Source organism: Tangfeifania diversioriginum, from assembly GCF_900141875.1.
In the GTDB taxonomy this organism is placed as follows: domain Bacteria; phylum Bacteroidota; class Bacteroidia; order Bacteroidales; family Prolixibacteraceae; genus Tangfeifania; species Tangfeifania diversioriginum.
Genome location: NZ_FQZE01000015.1, coordinates 39963 through 55501 on the forward strand (window position 1 = coordinate 39963; position 15539 = coordinate 55501).

Sequence of the window (15539 nt, forward strand, 5' to 3'; positions counted from 1 at the left end):
CCTTATTTGAAAAACAGGTAAAACCAGAAAGTATCGGAAAAGTCGCGGTAAAGTGCCCGATGTGCTCGCTCCCGTGATGAGCTGTTTTGCTGAAAAACCTGGTAATACCGCCTGAAGCGCTGCTCAATCTGCGGATCGATTCCCAGATACCCCAACTCGGGAAAAGGTCCCATTTGCAGTTGTTTGTACCCTGCTGCAGCCTCCTGTATATGGCGGGGAATTCTCCTGTACCCGGATTTTTCGAGCAACGGCAGATTTTCAACGATGCCTTCAATATCTTTTTGTAGCAGCTGCCAGGCAAACTGGTATTCCAGTGCAAAAAGATGGGTTGAATCGGTGGATACAATTTGCCGGAGGTTGGCCGCCGGATTATCCGAAAGCACAAAAAAATCGGATTCCGGTTTCATCCGTTTCTTTTCGCCCAGCTCGGGATGGGCATCAACAGCTTCATCGTCAAACAGCAATTTTTCATAAGCACGGGCTTCTTGTCGGTAAAAAATTGTTTGCTTTAGCGTGTGAATGTATTTCTGGGCTACCTCATAATTCCCGTTAATCAATTCTGTTTTTATCAGCATTTTCAACCCTTCGGGAGTGTAGCCGCGCATTACCATGTATTCGTAAGCCCAGCGCTGTGCTTCGTTAATTATTCCTACCGTGTAATAAAAGTAACCGCCGCGCTTTAAAACTTCGCCTACCATTTCCCACTCGAGGAATAGCGTTCCGCCATTTGGATCCTGCGGGAATTCAAAAAGCCGATCGGTAAGCTGTCCGGTTTCGGCAAGTGCAATATTATTCAGGAAAATAGTAAGTCTGTTTGTGGATGGAAATGCCTCATTAAAAGCAATCAGTTTTTCGTATTGCTGTTTGTAAAACAGTTCTTCCACATGAAAATAGTGACTGTTCTTTTTGTCGATTTTGGGAACAAGTGCAAACGCCAAACCAATCAAAATAATAAACGGTACAAACTGAACCCAGTTGATTTTTTTTTTCTTTTTATTCTGAAGACTACTAATTTTAAATTTTGAGAGAACCGGAAGCAGCAGAATAATGAAAACAAGGACAGCAAGTTCTTTTAACTGCATTCCTGTTTGTTGCGCTTCAATGGGATAAACCAGCAGATTGGCGGGTGTTTGATAGAACAGAAATTCCATTGAGATGAAAAAAGCGGCTGCGCTTAAAACCAGCACCAACACTATTTTTTTCCACCAGTGCTCATTTCTTTCTATTACCAAATGCACTGCAAACAGCACCAGAAAAATCCATGAAAAGCCACCGGTTAAAATGTACCAACCCGGAAACAGGAGCACCGGAATCCACTCCAGCCTCTTTCTGAAAAAACGTAAAGTGAGATAGAAAAACAATAACTGCAGAAAGATTCCAAGATTGTTAACTGCAGCATACTGGTAGTTGGCCTGCAGGTAAACCATTCCCGCTCCAATTAAAAATGGGAAAACAGGTGCCGGCTTTCCTGTTTTGATTTTAGCAATCCGGGCCACCAAAAGAACCGAGGCGAAAATAATCAGCCCCATCAGTACCGGTCCTGTAAATTTGTGGTAATAGAAAGCCGATACCAAACTTCCGAGGTATTCCAAAAAGCCGCCCGGCTGATCGAAATGTTCTTTTAAATACGAAAAAGACACCAAAAACAGCGATGTTTTTTCCTGATAAAAGAAGATATAGTTGGCAAACCAGTAGAAGTAGAATACTGTTCCGGTGAAAAAAAGCAGGTAAGGCAAGAGGTGTAAAAATCGGCTGGTTTTCAGGTTAGTTGTTCTCATCAAACTAAATCATTTATTTCTCAATTTCTGCCCATTGGGCCTGTAAAGCCTGGCTTTCGGCGGTTCTCCGCAGCTGACCCGGGGTAAATGAAATTTCAGTAGTTGCAAACTCTGGTATGTTGAATGTTTTTATGAACCGACTGTAAAACAGGGGATCTTCCTGTGGCACCACAAACGGTTTCCCGGCAATCCCGTTTTCGTCCACCCAGGCAATGTATGGCCTTGCCGAAAGCCCGTCGCCGCGCTTGCTGCTATACATCAGCCATCTTCCGTTCGACGACCACGAATGGTAACTTTCGGTAAAATCACTGTTTACATTTTCCATTTCCGATACAGAAAAATCGGCAAGATCAACGGAATACAAATCGGCTTCTTTATGCCAAATTGGGAAACAGCCGTAATCGTGCAGCGTAAAAACAAGTGATTTACCATCGGGTGAAATGCGCGGAAAAGAGACACTGGAATTTTCAGCCGATGCATCAAAAACAAGCTCAGTCTCCCCGAATTTACGGGTTTCAGGTTGAAAGGAAACCCGGCACAAATTGTATTTAATGTCCCGGTAATCGTATTCTTCGCCAATCTGGGCGGCACGGCAAAAATAGAGATATTTTCCGTCGGGCGACCATTCCGGGTAGGTGTCCATAAATTGTCCGTCATTGCCAACCGGCACATCCATCATCTCGTTTGTTTGGGTATCGTACATTACCAGCGATGAATTCAGGTCGGAAACCTCGATTTTTTTCGATTCAGCAGCATGAAACTGCTGCACCACTTTATTCGACGAAAAAGCCACGAAGTTGCCCGATGGATGCCAGCGCGGGTAAACCGCCCCATTTTCCATCTCTTTTGTTTTCAGGTTCACTTTTTGTAACTCGCCGTTATCCCAGAAATAGGTGCCACCATGCGAGCCCCGCACGTGAAACAAAAATTTTTCTGTATTCTGATTGGTGAACGAGTGGCAGTTTACACAGTTCTGTTCCAGCACGTTGTTTTCAACCACTGTTTTTTCCTGAAAGCTGGAAAGATTACGCTGAACAATACTGATTTCAGTCCAGCTTTCGTAACCCGGGTGCAAAAGCCGGTAATACAAAAAAGGATCTACTCCGGCATCAGTCACAGTTTGGTTAAACGACTGAAACTTGCGCCATTCATCATCATTTTCGGTATAAACAGTATAAACCAATTGCCTGCTCCGGTTTTGTTCCAGCAATTTTTTCCACTTTTTTTCATTAAACTGAATTTTCCCGTTTTTGGAAGAAGCAGTAAGTGAGGAACCGTTAGCTCCTTCCACCACCACAAAAAAGGCATCGCCTTTTTCTTCAACAAAAAAATTGAGCGGCGCAATATTGAAAGGGATGGTAATTGCTGAATAATCGGGTTCAATAGCTGGATTTCGTTCCATTGAGATGCTGTCCTCCTCCGGCACCGTTGCACAGGCACCGAGTAAATAAATCAGCATAAAATAATATATCAGGTGTTTCAGTTTCATATCAATAGGTTCTGTTCCCCAAAAAGTATTAATACGTAAAACTTACAAAAGCCACTTTTTTTGAATCGGGGCTCCATGAGGGGACATTAAGCGTTCCCTGGCCGCCGTACAAAAAGGCAACCGTTTTGATTTCGCCACCGTTTACCGGCATTAACCGCAACATCACCCTTTTGTTGTGTGGATGCGAGCCGGCCGGAACTTCAGGAGGATAAGAGATCATAATCAGCCAATTGCCGTCGGGCGACGGATGTGCAAACCAGTTCTGGAACGCATCGTCTGTCACCTGTTCCTTGTCTGAGCCATCGGGTTTCATCCGCCAGATTTCCATGGTTCCGCTGCGCACCGAGTTGAAATAAATGTATTTACCATCCGGTGAATATTCCGGCCCGTCGTCCAGTCCTTCGGCAGTGGTCAGCCGAATTTCTTCGCCGCCGTTTACCGGAATTTTATACACATCGTAATTTCCTCCACGCTCCGCACAATAGGTCAGCCATTTATCATCGGGCGACCAGCCGTGCCAGTAAGACGGCCCGTTGGGTGTGACCCGAAACGGGGTACCTCCTTCAACCGGAACCGTGTAAATAATGGAATGGTGCTGGCCGTTATCTTCAGTACTGCTGCTTATTGCCAGTGTTTTGCCATCGAAAGAAATTCCGTGATCGTTGTTGTTGTCCGTCACATCTCCGGTGTTAATCAATTCCGGTGTTCGTTTCTTCAAATCGAATTTATACAATTTCCCGCCGGAATTATAAACCAGAAATTTTCCGTTACGCGACCAGTTGGGCGCCTCAATATGGGTTTCGGTTTCGTAAATCACTTCGCGAATGCCCGACCCGATGTCGATGATTTCGAGCCTGCCGGGCGAAGGACTTTGATAACCGTCAACATCTTCGGCTGCCGGTTTTTCAAACCGGACATTCCAAAATTTCGCTTTTTCTTTCACCTCTTCGTTGTGGGAACTCACAAACATCCCCACGCGAACCGAAGGCGACATAGCCAGGACAACCCGCCCCACCTCAACCAGCGGTACACCATTTTTCGAAGCCCTGAAAATGTATTCTTTCCCTTTTCGCTCTATCTGGATAAAATCAGGTGCACTCATTTCAGAAGTAATTTCCTGGGTTTCGCCGCCAGGTTTGTTGCGGAATTGCAACGACGTGAGGCCATCCCCATGAATGGCAGCGTCCATATAAACAGCATCTTCCTCCTTAGAATTCCGGATCATCAATCCCATTTTCCGGTGCGGATCAACACCTTCGCCTACAAATGCTGGCCTGGCAGAAAAAATAAAATCACCTTCAGCTTCCTGCGAAACAAAGTAAAACTCATCGCGTTCGAACCAGATGTTGTATCCGGCTCCCTCAACTGTGAAAGACTGATCTTTTTTGTTGAAAACAAAATCCCCTTTCAATTTGGGGTTGCCAATATTATCGCCTTCAAAATTCTGAAACATTTGCTGGGCATTTAAATTTACTGAAAACACCAAAAACAAAATTAGCAGGTTAATTGAATCAATTTTCATTTTCATTTATAGGTTTTATTTAAATATTCAGAATTACAATGACTCCCTCAAAGTTAATAAAGTTGGTAACACTTTCTGAATCGGCTGTTTATTTTTCACGAACTCTGCTGCCAATCCACCCATTTTTTCAAAATCGGTTGAAATAACGGATATTCCGCCACCGACAATTTGCTTCATGGGAGAGTCGTTATAGGAAAGCACCCCAACATCCTGCCCGAGTTTAAGTTTGTTTGCCCGGCATTTTTTTATCACCTCCACCAAATCGGCATCGCGAATTACAAACCAGGCCTGTCCCTTTTTTAACGGAACAGCATTCACACGGTTTATTTTTCTGAATGTGATTTGATGGTTTTCGCAAAATCGTTTTACAGCTGTAACTGATTCAGCCGGGTGAGGCGTGTCTTTTTCCGAATAAACCATTATCAGCTGGTCGTATTTTCTTATCTGCGGTCCCCCTTCTTCAAGGCATTGCAAAACCGCCCGATTGAAATCCTGAACCAAATAATTTCTGTTTCTTCCGGAAGGGTTGTCCATGTCGAGAACAAGCAATTTATTGGGATCGATTTTATCCAAAACCGGAGAAATGGTGCGGTGGTCGATGTTCATAACAATGTACATACTGTAACGTCCCAGGCTGTTTTGAATCAACTGATTAAAAACTTCTTCGTTGTAATGATGAAACAACAAATCCACCGAATAGGATTCGGGCAGATTTTTGCGGAACGACTGATACAACTGCTCTTTGAACGCGCTAAAATCGTCGAGCAGCAAAAAAACCTTGTATGTTTCGTTGGCCACAAAATAGCCTTTTGTGGGTGCCGATTCAATTACGGTCCGTTTTTTCAGGATGCTGTACGCCTTAAAAACCGTGTCGCGCGAAAAACCACTCTGGCTACTCAACTGATTTACCGAAGGAAGTGTGTCCCCTTCCTTCATCCTCCCATTGCTGATGGCTTCGGTGATGGAATGCACCAACTGCTGGATTTTGGTTTGCCCGGCTTGTTTAGTGATATATAATTCAGATATTTTCATTTTTAAAAACCAGTCATAGCCTCACTTAGAGTGAGACTATGACTTGAGAATTTTATTTGTAAACCGATCCGAAATTAGCACAGGCACGGTAATCGGAGCCTTCTTTATCTTCACCGAACGCATTCCATGCACTGGGCCTGAAAATTTTGTCTTCATCCACATTATGCATATTTACCGGAATGCGCAGCATGGAGGCCAGGGTAATTAAATCGGCACCAATGTGCCCGTAACTTATTGCCCCGTGGTTGGCGCCCCAGTTGGCCATAACCGAATAAACATCTTTAAAGGCACCTTTTCCGGTTGTCCGTGGTGCAAACCAGGTGGTTGGCCAGGTTGGATTGGTCCGTTCGTTCAGTATTTCATGTACATCATCGTCCAGCTCAACGGTGTAGCCTTCGGCCAGTTGAAGCACCGGTCCAAGCCCTTTAACCATGTTTATGCGCGACATGGTAACCGGCATCTGCCCTTCGGTTTTAAACTGGCTGGAAAAACCGCCTCCCCTGAAATATTCGCGATCGGCAGGGCAAAAACGGGTTTTAGCCAGGCATTTGTCAACCTCATCTTCCGTAATATCCCAGAATGGTTTCATTGCCGGATTACCGTTTTCATCGGATTGCTGGGCGGTTGCATCCAGGGTTGTTGAGCCTGAATTGAGGAGATGGATGATTCCGTCTTTTGCCATACCTGTTAATGTTTTGCCGGTAACCCGTTTTACCGCATCGGGGCTCCAGTAAGTGCGTACATCAGAAAAAATCTGCGCTGTATTGGTGAGCAAATGACCAAATAACATGGGAACCGCGTTAAGGCTGTCATTCTCGGTAGCAAACACGTAAGCTTCGCGAATGCCGTTCCAGTCGAATGAAGAATTTAACAACGTTTCAGAAAAATCGCCGTTGGGCAAATAATCGGTCCACTGGCGCTGCCCCTGAAAACCACCTGCAATGGCATTTCTTCCATTCGATTCTTCACCAAAACCGGCCTCTTTCAATTTCGGGTTACCAATCATAAGGTCGCGGAAAATCAGCGTCATTTTCACCACAGTCTCCCACTCCTTGTCTTTCCGGCCACGATCAACCTGTACTTGGGGTTTATTGTAATCATCGCCTTCAATACAGTTTTCGCGGGTCCATTTCAGCGCATTTTCATACTCCTCTTTGTCAAAAATCTCTTCGTCAATGCGGCGTTTCACTTCGCTCATATCCACAAACTCGGTGCGCATGCCCAGGTATTCCTGAAAAAAATCGGGATTCACCATTGAGCCGGCAATTCCCATTGAAGTATATCCCAACGAGAGGTACGATTTTCCTTTCATTTGAGCCACTACCAGTGCCGAACGCACAAACCGGATAACTTTTTCTTTCACATCTTCCGGAATGGAATTATCGCCGGCATCCTGCACGTCGCGGCCATAAATACCGAACGCAGGCAATCCCTTTTGCGTGTATCCGGCAAGGGCTGCGGCGAGGTAAACTGCACCGGGCCGTTCGGTGCCATTAAATCCCCACACAGCTTTGGGAACAAGTGGATTGGCATCCATCACTTCGGTGCCGTAGCACCAGCATGGTGTAACCGTTAATGACACTCCTACCCCTTCGCGTTCAAACTTATCGGCGCAATAAGCAGCTTCGGCCACACCGCCAATAGTGGTGTCGGCAATCACACACTCCACTTCTTCCCCACCGGGAAAACGCAGATTTTCTTCAATGAGCTGCGCTGCGGCTTTTGCCAGGTTCATGGTTTGTTCTTCGAGCGATTCGCGTACGCCTCTTTCACGTCCGTCGATGACAGGACGGATACCTACTTTGGGATTCCTCCCAATTAATCTGTTTGCCATAGTTATTTATTTTAGAATGAATTATTTGTTTATGTGGGCTAAAGCCCGGTTATTCTTTTGTTATCCTTGCATCCCCAGCTTAAAAGCCGGGGTTAGTTTTCGTTTGCCTGTTCCTACCCGAATGCTTGATTCATACTAAGGGCACTATCCTAACTGGCTTTCACTTTCCTTAGTTTGTTAACTGGCATTAGTATCCGATGTTCCACTTACCTAATAACCCTGGCTTTTAAGCCAGGGGCTGGCTGACATTCACCTCTGTTCTCGGGCTTTAGCCCGGCATCCTTTCAAATCCGTAATTATTAAGGAACTCGTCCACTTCTTCTCCCCAGCTCTTCTTCCTGTGATGCTCCTCCTGGTTACGGATGTACTGTCGCACCCGCCCCACCTGCGATTCACTCACTGATACAGCGAAATACTCATCTGCCCATTCAAATTCCCCTGGAACTACCTTCTGCTTATTTATCCAGTAGGAAGATTCCCCTTTTAACAATTGCATCACTTTTGCCATGGTCTGTTCAGCCGTAAGCGAAATCAGGCAATGAACATGCTCATTATGTCCGCTAATTTCGAACAGGAATATTCCTTTTTCCTTTGCATTCTTGCGAATGTGGTCGAAAACCTTGTTTTTAACCGGACCTGCAAAATGAGGGATCCTTTCTTTTGTTCCCCAAACTGCGTGTATCCAAATTCTTACATAAGACATGTTGTTTTTTCTTTATGTGGGCTAAAGCCCGGTTATTCATCTGCTATCCTTGCATCCCCAGCTTAAAAGCCGGGGTTAGTTTTCGTTTGCCTGTTCCTACCCGAATGCTGGATTCATACTAAGGGCACTATCCTAACTGGCTTTCACTTTCCTCAGTTTGTTGACTGGCGTTAGTATCCGATGTTCCACTTACCTAATAACTAATAACCCTGGCTTTTAAGCCAGGGGCTGGCTGACATTCACCTCTGTCCTCGGGCTTTAGCCCGGCATCCTTTCAAATCCCCCAGCTTAAAAGCCGGGGTCAGTTATCATCTTTCGTTTGTCTGGCCCATTCCGAAAACTGGTTAAGAACTTTCACTTTTATCATTCACCAGGTGAAGAGCTGCTAACCGAGATTAATCAGTTCTCATATTGTGCTGTGCTGTACTGTGCTGCAATATATAAAATTTAAATTATTTTCAGAAATGCTTTTCAACATAAAAGCCTCCGGAGTAAACCTGAAAGCAGCAAATTTGTTACAGTATTCAACAAAACATTTAAACAAAAATTTATGACAGCAATAAAAATAGGCGACAAAATTCCCGGCTTCTCTTTACCGGATCAAAACGGGATGGTGGCGGACATGAAAAATTTCATTGGGGAAAGCAACATCGTGCTATTCTTCTACCCGAAAGACGACACACCTGGTTGCACCAGGGAGGCTTGCTCTTTCCGCGACCATTATGAAGATTTTGCAGATGCAGGGGCAGAGGTTTTTGGAATCAGCGGACAATCGGTGGGGAGCCATAAAAATTTTGCAGAAAAACACAACCTGAACTACAAACTACTGAGTGATGAGGGCAACAAAGTGCGTAAATTATTTGGTGTGCCGTCCAGTTTTTTCGGGCTGATGCCTGGCCGTGTAACTTATGTAGCTGACCGCACCGGGAAAGTGGTTTATATTTTCAACTCGCAAACCAATGTAAAGGAGCATGTTGACAAAGCACTTCAGGTTTTGGGCAACGTAAAATAAAAGGCGGCCCCTTTGCCCACTTCCCCTTCGGCCCAAACCTTGCCGCCATGCCGGAAAATAATTCGTTTACTGATGGCCAAACCAACCCCGGTTCCTTCAAATTCATCCTCTTTGTGCAATCGCTGAAAAACGCCAAATATTTTATCCACATATTTCGGATCGAAGCCGGCACCGTGATCTTTTACATAATACACATAATCATTATTATTTTCGCTTTCAGTTGTGCCAATTTCAATTTTTTTAATGTCGGATTTTGAGCTGTATTTCAAAGCGTTTCCAATTAAATTTTGCCATACCTGGCGGATGAGCCGCTGATCGCATTTCACTTCAGGCATTGGGTGGATTGTCAATTCGAAGCTGCTTTTTTCATCTTCGGTGGCTGTTTCTTCAAATATTTCTGTGGCCGTTGCCTTCATGTCAACATCCGAATGCTTCAAGTCGGCCCTGGAAACCCGCGAAAGATTGAGCAGGTCGGAAATCAGCGTGTCCATTTTATCAGCATTGGCCCTGATTGTTTGTATAAACCTTTTGCCCTCATCGTCGAGTTTATCGGCATAATCTTCGGCCAGGAAACTTGAAAAACCATTGATTGCCCTTAGCGGCGCCCGTAAATCATGCGAAACCGAATAAGTAAACGCCTCGAGTTCGTTGTTGGAATATTCCAGCAACCGGCGTTGTTCTTTTAATTCTTTTGTAATATTGTTCAGGTCTTCCACCATGTAAAGCATGGCTTTTTGGCTTTTATTGAGCTTTTGTATTTTATCTTCCAGTTCGGCAGTGCGTTCGGACACTTTAACTTCGAGGTCGTTTTTTAGCTGAAGGAGTTCACTCTGCGCTTTCTTCCTGTCAGTTATATCCCTAAAAGTTACAACTAAACCGGTAATGGCCTCATTTTGGCGAATGGGATACGAAAAATATTCAGCCGGAAATCCTGTACCATCTTCTCTCCACAACATTTCCATGTCGCTGTATGTACCTCTTCCTGCCTGGAAAGCTTTTAAAATCAGGCAGTCATCTTTTGTGTATTCCGTTCCGTCGGGTTTAGTATGGTGAATCAAATCGTGCATATTTTTCCCAAGCACCTCATTTTTAGTGCTGAATCCCAACATCTCAAGTGCAGACTGATTTATCAGCGTACAATTTCCGTTGGTGTCGATGGCGTAAAATCCTTCGGCAGTTGAGTTCAGCAACAGCCTGATTTGAGCTTCGTTACTTTTGGCAATAGTCTGTTGTTGCCTCAATTCCTGCAATGTATTTTTATGTTTCGAAATTTCTTCTTTTAAAATCCGGGTGCGTTTTTTTACTTCTTTACGTAAAAAAATAATCCACGAAGCAACAAAAACAGCAACTAAGGGAATTAATATAAAGAGTAAAATTTTAGCCAGATTATAGGGGGCTACAAGTGAGTCATCGTCGGGTCCCAGCCATTTGGCTTTTATTTCATCGTAGGTGCCGTTGGCTATTACAATCGAGAGTCCTTCGTTAAGCCGGTTGAGCAATTGGCTGTTTCCTTCCTGAACCGCAAAACAAAAATCTTGTCGGAATTGTGGAATTTGAAACTTCAGAGGTTCTAACGTTCTCAATTCCAATTCTTCAATAAGTTTTACCCCTGTAATACGCTGAGTTATAACTGCATCGTACTGGCCGTTTGCCAAATTTCGAAAAGCCTCTTCGTATGTACTGGTAGTGAAAATCTTAACTGAAATTTTTTCGCGTCGCACAAATTCCTCGGCATTGTCGCCTTCCATTACCGCAATTTCTTTGCCTTTCAAATCTTCAAAGGAATTAATGCCGGTTGTACCTTTGCGCACAAATACAGCACCATGTAACGAAAGATAAGGCATTGTAAAATCGAACACTCCTTCGCGTTCGGGTGTACGCCCCACCAGCGGAAGGGCATCGATTTGTCCTTCGGCCAGGTCATTTTTAATCCGGTTCCAGACCCCGATTTTTATACCTACCTGTAATCCTGCTGCTTCGGCAGCGGCTTTAAACAATTCAACCGAAAAACCATCAGCGTTTCCATTTTCGTCCACAATACAATAAGGCGGATAATCGGGTTCGGAGGCAATAACAATTGAATCTTCCTGATTGAAATCAGTAATAGCTGAATTGCTTTGCTGTGCAAAAATTAAGGGCGCAAAAAAGAAAAAAAACAGAAAGACACTGATACTTTTTTTTACGTTAAATCCCTGAAATAAAAACCATTCCTCAAGAATTTTCTTCCTGGCAAAAGTTATCCAATAATTTATGATTTCGCTCCCAATCATTGTTTAGTGTTAGTTTTAGCAGTTCGTTTAATTTTTATCATTTTTCAGTGCATTAATTTCTTGTCGCAGCTCTTCCATGCGCAGTTCGCGCTCTATAGTCGCCTCTCGGAAGCTTTCCAGTTCTTCAATGCGTTGGTTCAACTCTTTTGTTTTTTCATTCACTTGCATTTCCAGCTTTTCTTTCATTTTTTTCAATTCGTTTTCTGCATTTTTCCGTTCAGTGATGTCGAGTACCACCGCCGAAAAAAGCTTTTCATTTCTGTATTCCAGCAATTGAATATTTATTTCGGCTTCATAAAAAGTACCGTCTTTACGGTAATGCCGGGATTCAAATCGAACAGGCTGACTTTCCACTGACCTTAATTTTTCAAAAATCTTTTTAACGTCTTCCTCCTGAATATCCGGTTTCAGGTTCATCGGTGTCATTTGTTTCATCTCGCTGAGGGTGTAACCGGTATTGGCCAGTGCGGCATTGTTCACTTCCACAAAACGCAGGGTAACGGCGTCGATTAAATAAATTTCGTTTACCGACTGGTGGAAAATTTTACCCAACCGATCGAGCCGCGAATTTGCAGACATGCTATCGGTAATGTCGTTTACAAACGCAACAATGTGGGTGTCTGAAACTTTTACTGCATCCACCGTCAATGTCTTCTTTTTACCTGTTTTGGTCAAAAACGGATATATTCCAGAAGCTTTCCCGCCAACATCCACTCTTTTAAAATGATTTGCAACTTCATCCCGTAACTCTTCAGGTGCGAATTCTGAAATAGACTTTTTGAGTATTTCTCCGGATGAATAACCTGTAAGTTCACAAGCCTTGGGGTTCACTTCAACTAAATGCCCTGTTTCGTTGGCGACAAATACTCCAAAAGGAGAATTCTCAAAGTAACTTTGCAACTTTTCTTTTTCTTTGTTCAATTGCAGGACATTTGAACGGGTTTGGGCAGATTGTTTTTTTAACCGCACGCTGTACCCCAATAATACGAGCCCGACCAACAACACCAAACCAGCGACTGCGAAATAATACGGAAAATGTGAGTGTTTCTCTGACTGACTTATTTCTAATCCCTTATATTGTTCCAGTATTTGGTAATAAAAAGAGCGCGGCGTGTTCTTCCAGTCGGCCAAATGGCTGTCAATAGTTTTGAGCAACCAGGTATTTTCTCCTTTGGGAGTGGCAAAATGCAAAATGGCGGCGTTAAAAATAACCGGTGTTTTTTTCAGATCGTAATCGTTGAAATTCATTTCGCCAAAAAAATTGTTGGTCACTGCCACATCGGCAACACCAATTTTCACTTCGGAGAATGCTTCTCCGAATGAAGAGGCATGAATTTCAGTAAAACTGTATCCGTAGCCTGCCATAACCTGCTTGAAAAATGTTTGCTGGACCGAGCCTTCGACCAATGCCACTTTTTTGTCCTCCAAATCTGAAAGTTGCGAAATTCCGCTTCCGGGCGACGCATAAACCTGCGACCAGCTTTCGATAACCGGCAGGTTATTGAAGCTGAATTTTTGTGCGCGTTCATAAGAAAAAGCCACGTCGGGCATCAGGTCAATTTCGCTATTTTCGAGCGACTGCAGGCAATCGCTCCAGTTGCAACGGAAATATTCCAGCTGCCACCCTTCTTGCCGGGCCATTTCTTCGAGTATTTCGATAAAAATACCGGCTGCATTTCCGCTTTCGTCAATAAATACTTTGGGCGGATTCTGGTAAATGCCTACTTTAATGGTACTGTCGGGCTGTGAAAATGCCTGCTTGGCGAAAACAAAAGATAAAACCAAAAGCAAAATTGTTGCTGCAGTAATTTTATGCCTGACACAAATTAAAGTATTCATCTGCAATGGTTTTATAATTCTGGATCTTTCAGCAATTTTATCTCCTCGCGCAGCTCTTTTATCCGGAATTCGCGTTCGATGGTTGCATTCTGGAAACGCTCCAGTTCGGCAATACGTTCGCGCAGTTCACTTGTTTTCTCTTCCACTTCCACTTCAAGGTTTTCTTTTAAGCGGCGCAATTCATTTTCTGCTTTTACCCGTTCAGTAATATCATGAATCATGGATAACATCACTTTCCTGCCTGATTGCATAATGGTTTCAGCTGACCAGAGTGCAATAATCACTTCTCCTCCTTTTGTGTTAAATTCAATGTATTCATTTTTAAAAGAGCCGTTTTGTAAGACTTGCTGAATAAGCCGATCGCGTTCTGAAGGATTACGCCAAATGCCGACTTCTTTTGAGGTTTTCCCAATTTGTTCTTCCCTTGGATACCCAAGCATTTCAATCCATCGGTTATTTACATCGATAATAAGCCCTGATTCAATGTCGGAAATAACCAATGGGGCCGGGCTCGCTTTGAAAGCAGTGGAAAAGCGTTCTTCGCTTTCTTTCAGATCTTCTTCATGCTTTTTTCGTTGTGTAATATCTCTGATGATTAAACTATTTCTGAGTTCACCCTTACCGGTTTTATATATTGAAGAAGTTATTTCAGTCGGAAATAGTGAACCATTTTTCCTAAAGAAAGTGAGTTCGCCGGAAACATGTCCTTTCTTTTTGCGTTCTTCAGTGAATTTAAGGAGGTTGGGATCATCCAGGTTTACAATGCCTTCTCTGCCTGCCCGGGTCAATTCTTCTTCTGTCATTTGAAACATGTCGCAGGCTGCTTTATTGGCATTTAATATTGAGCCGTCAGGATTTGTAATTAAAATGGCATCCAAGCTATTCTCCATCACGAGGCGAAACCGCTCTTCGCTTTCTTTCAGCTCATTTTCAGATTTCCGGCGCTTTTCAATTTCTTCGGTCAGGTCTTCAATTAAATTAAGGGAAGCTTTTCGGGCTTTTTTAAGCTCGCCCACGGTTTGCTGTAATTTTACATTTCTTTCTTCTGCAATTTTTTCAATGGACAGTTTTTCTTCATTACGATTTTCATCGAAAACAAGTCGTTCCAAAATAACGGCCAGCATTTGCACTGCGTTTTGAATAAGGCTGCGGTTTTCATCTGAAAGTTCACCTTCATTTTCAATCTCAACAACACCAAAAAATGAATTCCGGGTTTTGATTTCCATGTCGTTTTCGGAACCTTTTTCGGGCAGGTAGTTAAATTTTACAGGTCGGAAAGCATCGTTCATCCCGTCAACAAACAGCTCAATTATTTTGGACCTGCTATGCAGTTGCGACAGGTTAAACATCAGCAGAAAAAGGTTATGTGCAAAGTTCATAGTCCAAAAAATTCATTAAACAGTTAAGAATTCAGGTGCATTTTGCCTGAGCCATTCATCGGGATCCTGGTAATATGGATTTTGGGTAATTACCCCGCCGGAAATGGTGTATGGATGGGTGCGCAATACATTCATAATAGTGCTGCCCGAAAATTTATTGACATTGTACATGCAGACACTAATCCATGGTTTTCCCGGAATGAAATAGTTGAGCCGCGATTCGTAAACCATGAGGTGTTCCACGCCGGGAATGGCTTCGAGTGCCCACACCATTTCTGCTGTGGCGCGGATATTGCGCCGGCCCTTTTTCTGGGATTCATTAAAATATTCATTGAGGCTTTTATCCATTGCAAGAGGGGAAAAAGTGCCACCAGGATAGTAGAATTCTTTAGCGCCTCTTATTGTAAAAAGCGCTGGATCGTGCGGGTGGTGTTTACATTCAGGGTAAAACTTTCCGTATTTTTCAATAAACTCCTCTTGGCTGTGCTCCTCGGGGCAATACAGCTGTTTGTCTTTTTCGATGGCTCCCTGGTGCAAAAACCCGAAAATGATTTCGTCGCGCTCGGCTTCGGTTTCGTAAAGCCCACAAATGTGCAATCCCCAGTTGCAGGTGTAACCGCCAAAACCCATGTTCAGTTTTTCCTGGTCCGATGTTTTGATGTGCATATTTTTTCCTTTCTG

General features: G+C 43.7%; 11 protein-coding genes. 1 reads left to right on the forward strand and 10 read right to left on the reverse strand.

Features of this window, described 5'->3' with window-relative positions; genetic code table 11:
* Positions 1 to 2: 2 nt before the first annotated feature.
* From BUC07_RS10780 to tnpA, 6 genes are all read right to left on the reverse strand, one after another.
* Entirely contained in the window at positions 3 to 1778 is a 1776-nt protein-coding gene (locus BUC07_RS10780; RefSeq protein ID WP_073169242.1) for a DUF6057 family protein, read from the reverse strand.
* A 13-nt stretch (positions 1779 to 1791) separates the two neighbouring features.
* The gene (locus BUC07_RS10785; protein WP_083578206.1) at positions 1792 to 3267 is read right to left on the reverse strand and encodes a TolB family protein; all 1476 of its coding nucleotides are present in this window, start codon (positions 3265 to 3267) and stop codon (positions 1792 to 1794) included.
* A 28-nt stretch (positions 3268 to 3295) separates the two neighbouring features.
* Positions 3296 to 4789, reverse strand: coding sequence for a TolB family protein (locus BUC07_RS10790; protein ID WP_083578210.1), 1494 nt, complete (start codon positions 4787 to 4789; stop codon positions 3296 to 3298).
* Positions 4790 to 4822: 33 nt separating this feature from the next.
* Complete coding sequence (locus tag BUC07_RS10795) at positions 4823 to 5821, reverse strand: GntR family transcriptional regulator (protein ID WP_073169247.1); 999 nt, start codon at positions 5819 to 5821, stop codon at positions 4823 to 4825.
* Positions 5822 to 5873: 52 nt separating this feature from the next.
* Positions 5874 to 7655, reverse strand: coding sequence for an L-fucose isomerase (locus BUC07_RS10800; RefSeq protein WP_139279542.1), 1782 nt, complete (start codon positions 7653 to 7655; stop codon positions 5874 to 5876).
* A gap of 268 nt (positions 7656 to 7923) precedes the next feature.
* Positions 7924 to 8358 carry an IS200/IS605 family transposase gene (gene tnpA, locus BUC07_RS10805; protein WP_073169249.1) on the reverse strand — a complete coding sequence of 145 codons (435 nt, stop codon included), beginning with the start codon at positions 8356 to 8358 and terminating at the stop codon, positions 7924 to 7926.
* Between the two features lie 550 nt (positions 8359 to 8908).
* Between tnpA and BUC07_RS10810 the strand changes: the two genes are divergently transcribed.
* Complete coding sequence (locus BUC07_RS10810) at positions 8909 to 9370, forward strand: peroxiredoxin (protein WP_073169251.1); 462 nt, start codon at positions 8909 to 8911, stop codon at positions 9368 to 9370.
* Here the strand turns inward: BUC07_RS10810 and BUC07_RS10815 are convergent.
* From BUC07_RS10815 to BUC07_RS10830, 4 genes are read right to left on the reverse strand one after another with little or no spacing between them, the layout of a single operon-like run.
* Entirely contained in the window at positions 9346 to 11640 is a 2295-nt protein-coding gene (locus tag BUC07_RS10815; protein WP_073169253.1) for a transporter substrate-binding domain-containing protein, read from the reverse strand. The two genes, BUC07_RS10810 and BUC07_RS10815, sit on opposite strands and share 25 nt — an antisense overlap.
* A 27-nt stretch (positions 11641 to 11667) precedes the next feature.
* A complete protein-coding gene (locus tag BUC07_RS10820) occupies positions 11668 to 13479 on the reverse strand; it encodes a PAS domain S-box protein (RefSeq protein WP_073169255.1) in 1812 nt (603 codons plus the stop codon).
* A gap of 11 nt (positions 13480 to 13490) precedes the next feature.
* Entirely contained in the window at positions 13491 to 14858 is a 1368-nt protein-coding gene (locus tag BUC07_RS10825) for a PAS domain-containing protein (RefSeq protein ID WP_073169257.1), read from the reverse strand.
* Positions 14859 to 14873: 15 nt separating this feature from the next.
* Positions 14874 to 15524 (reverse strand): MEDS domain-containing protein, encoded by a 651-nt coding sequence (locus BUC07_RS10830; protein WP_073169259.1) that lies wholly within the window; start codon positions 15522 to 15524, stop codon positions 14874 to 14876.
* Positions 15525 to 15539 lie beyond the last annotated feature (15 nt).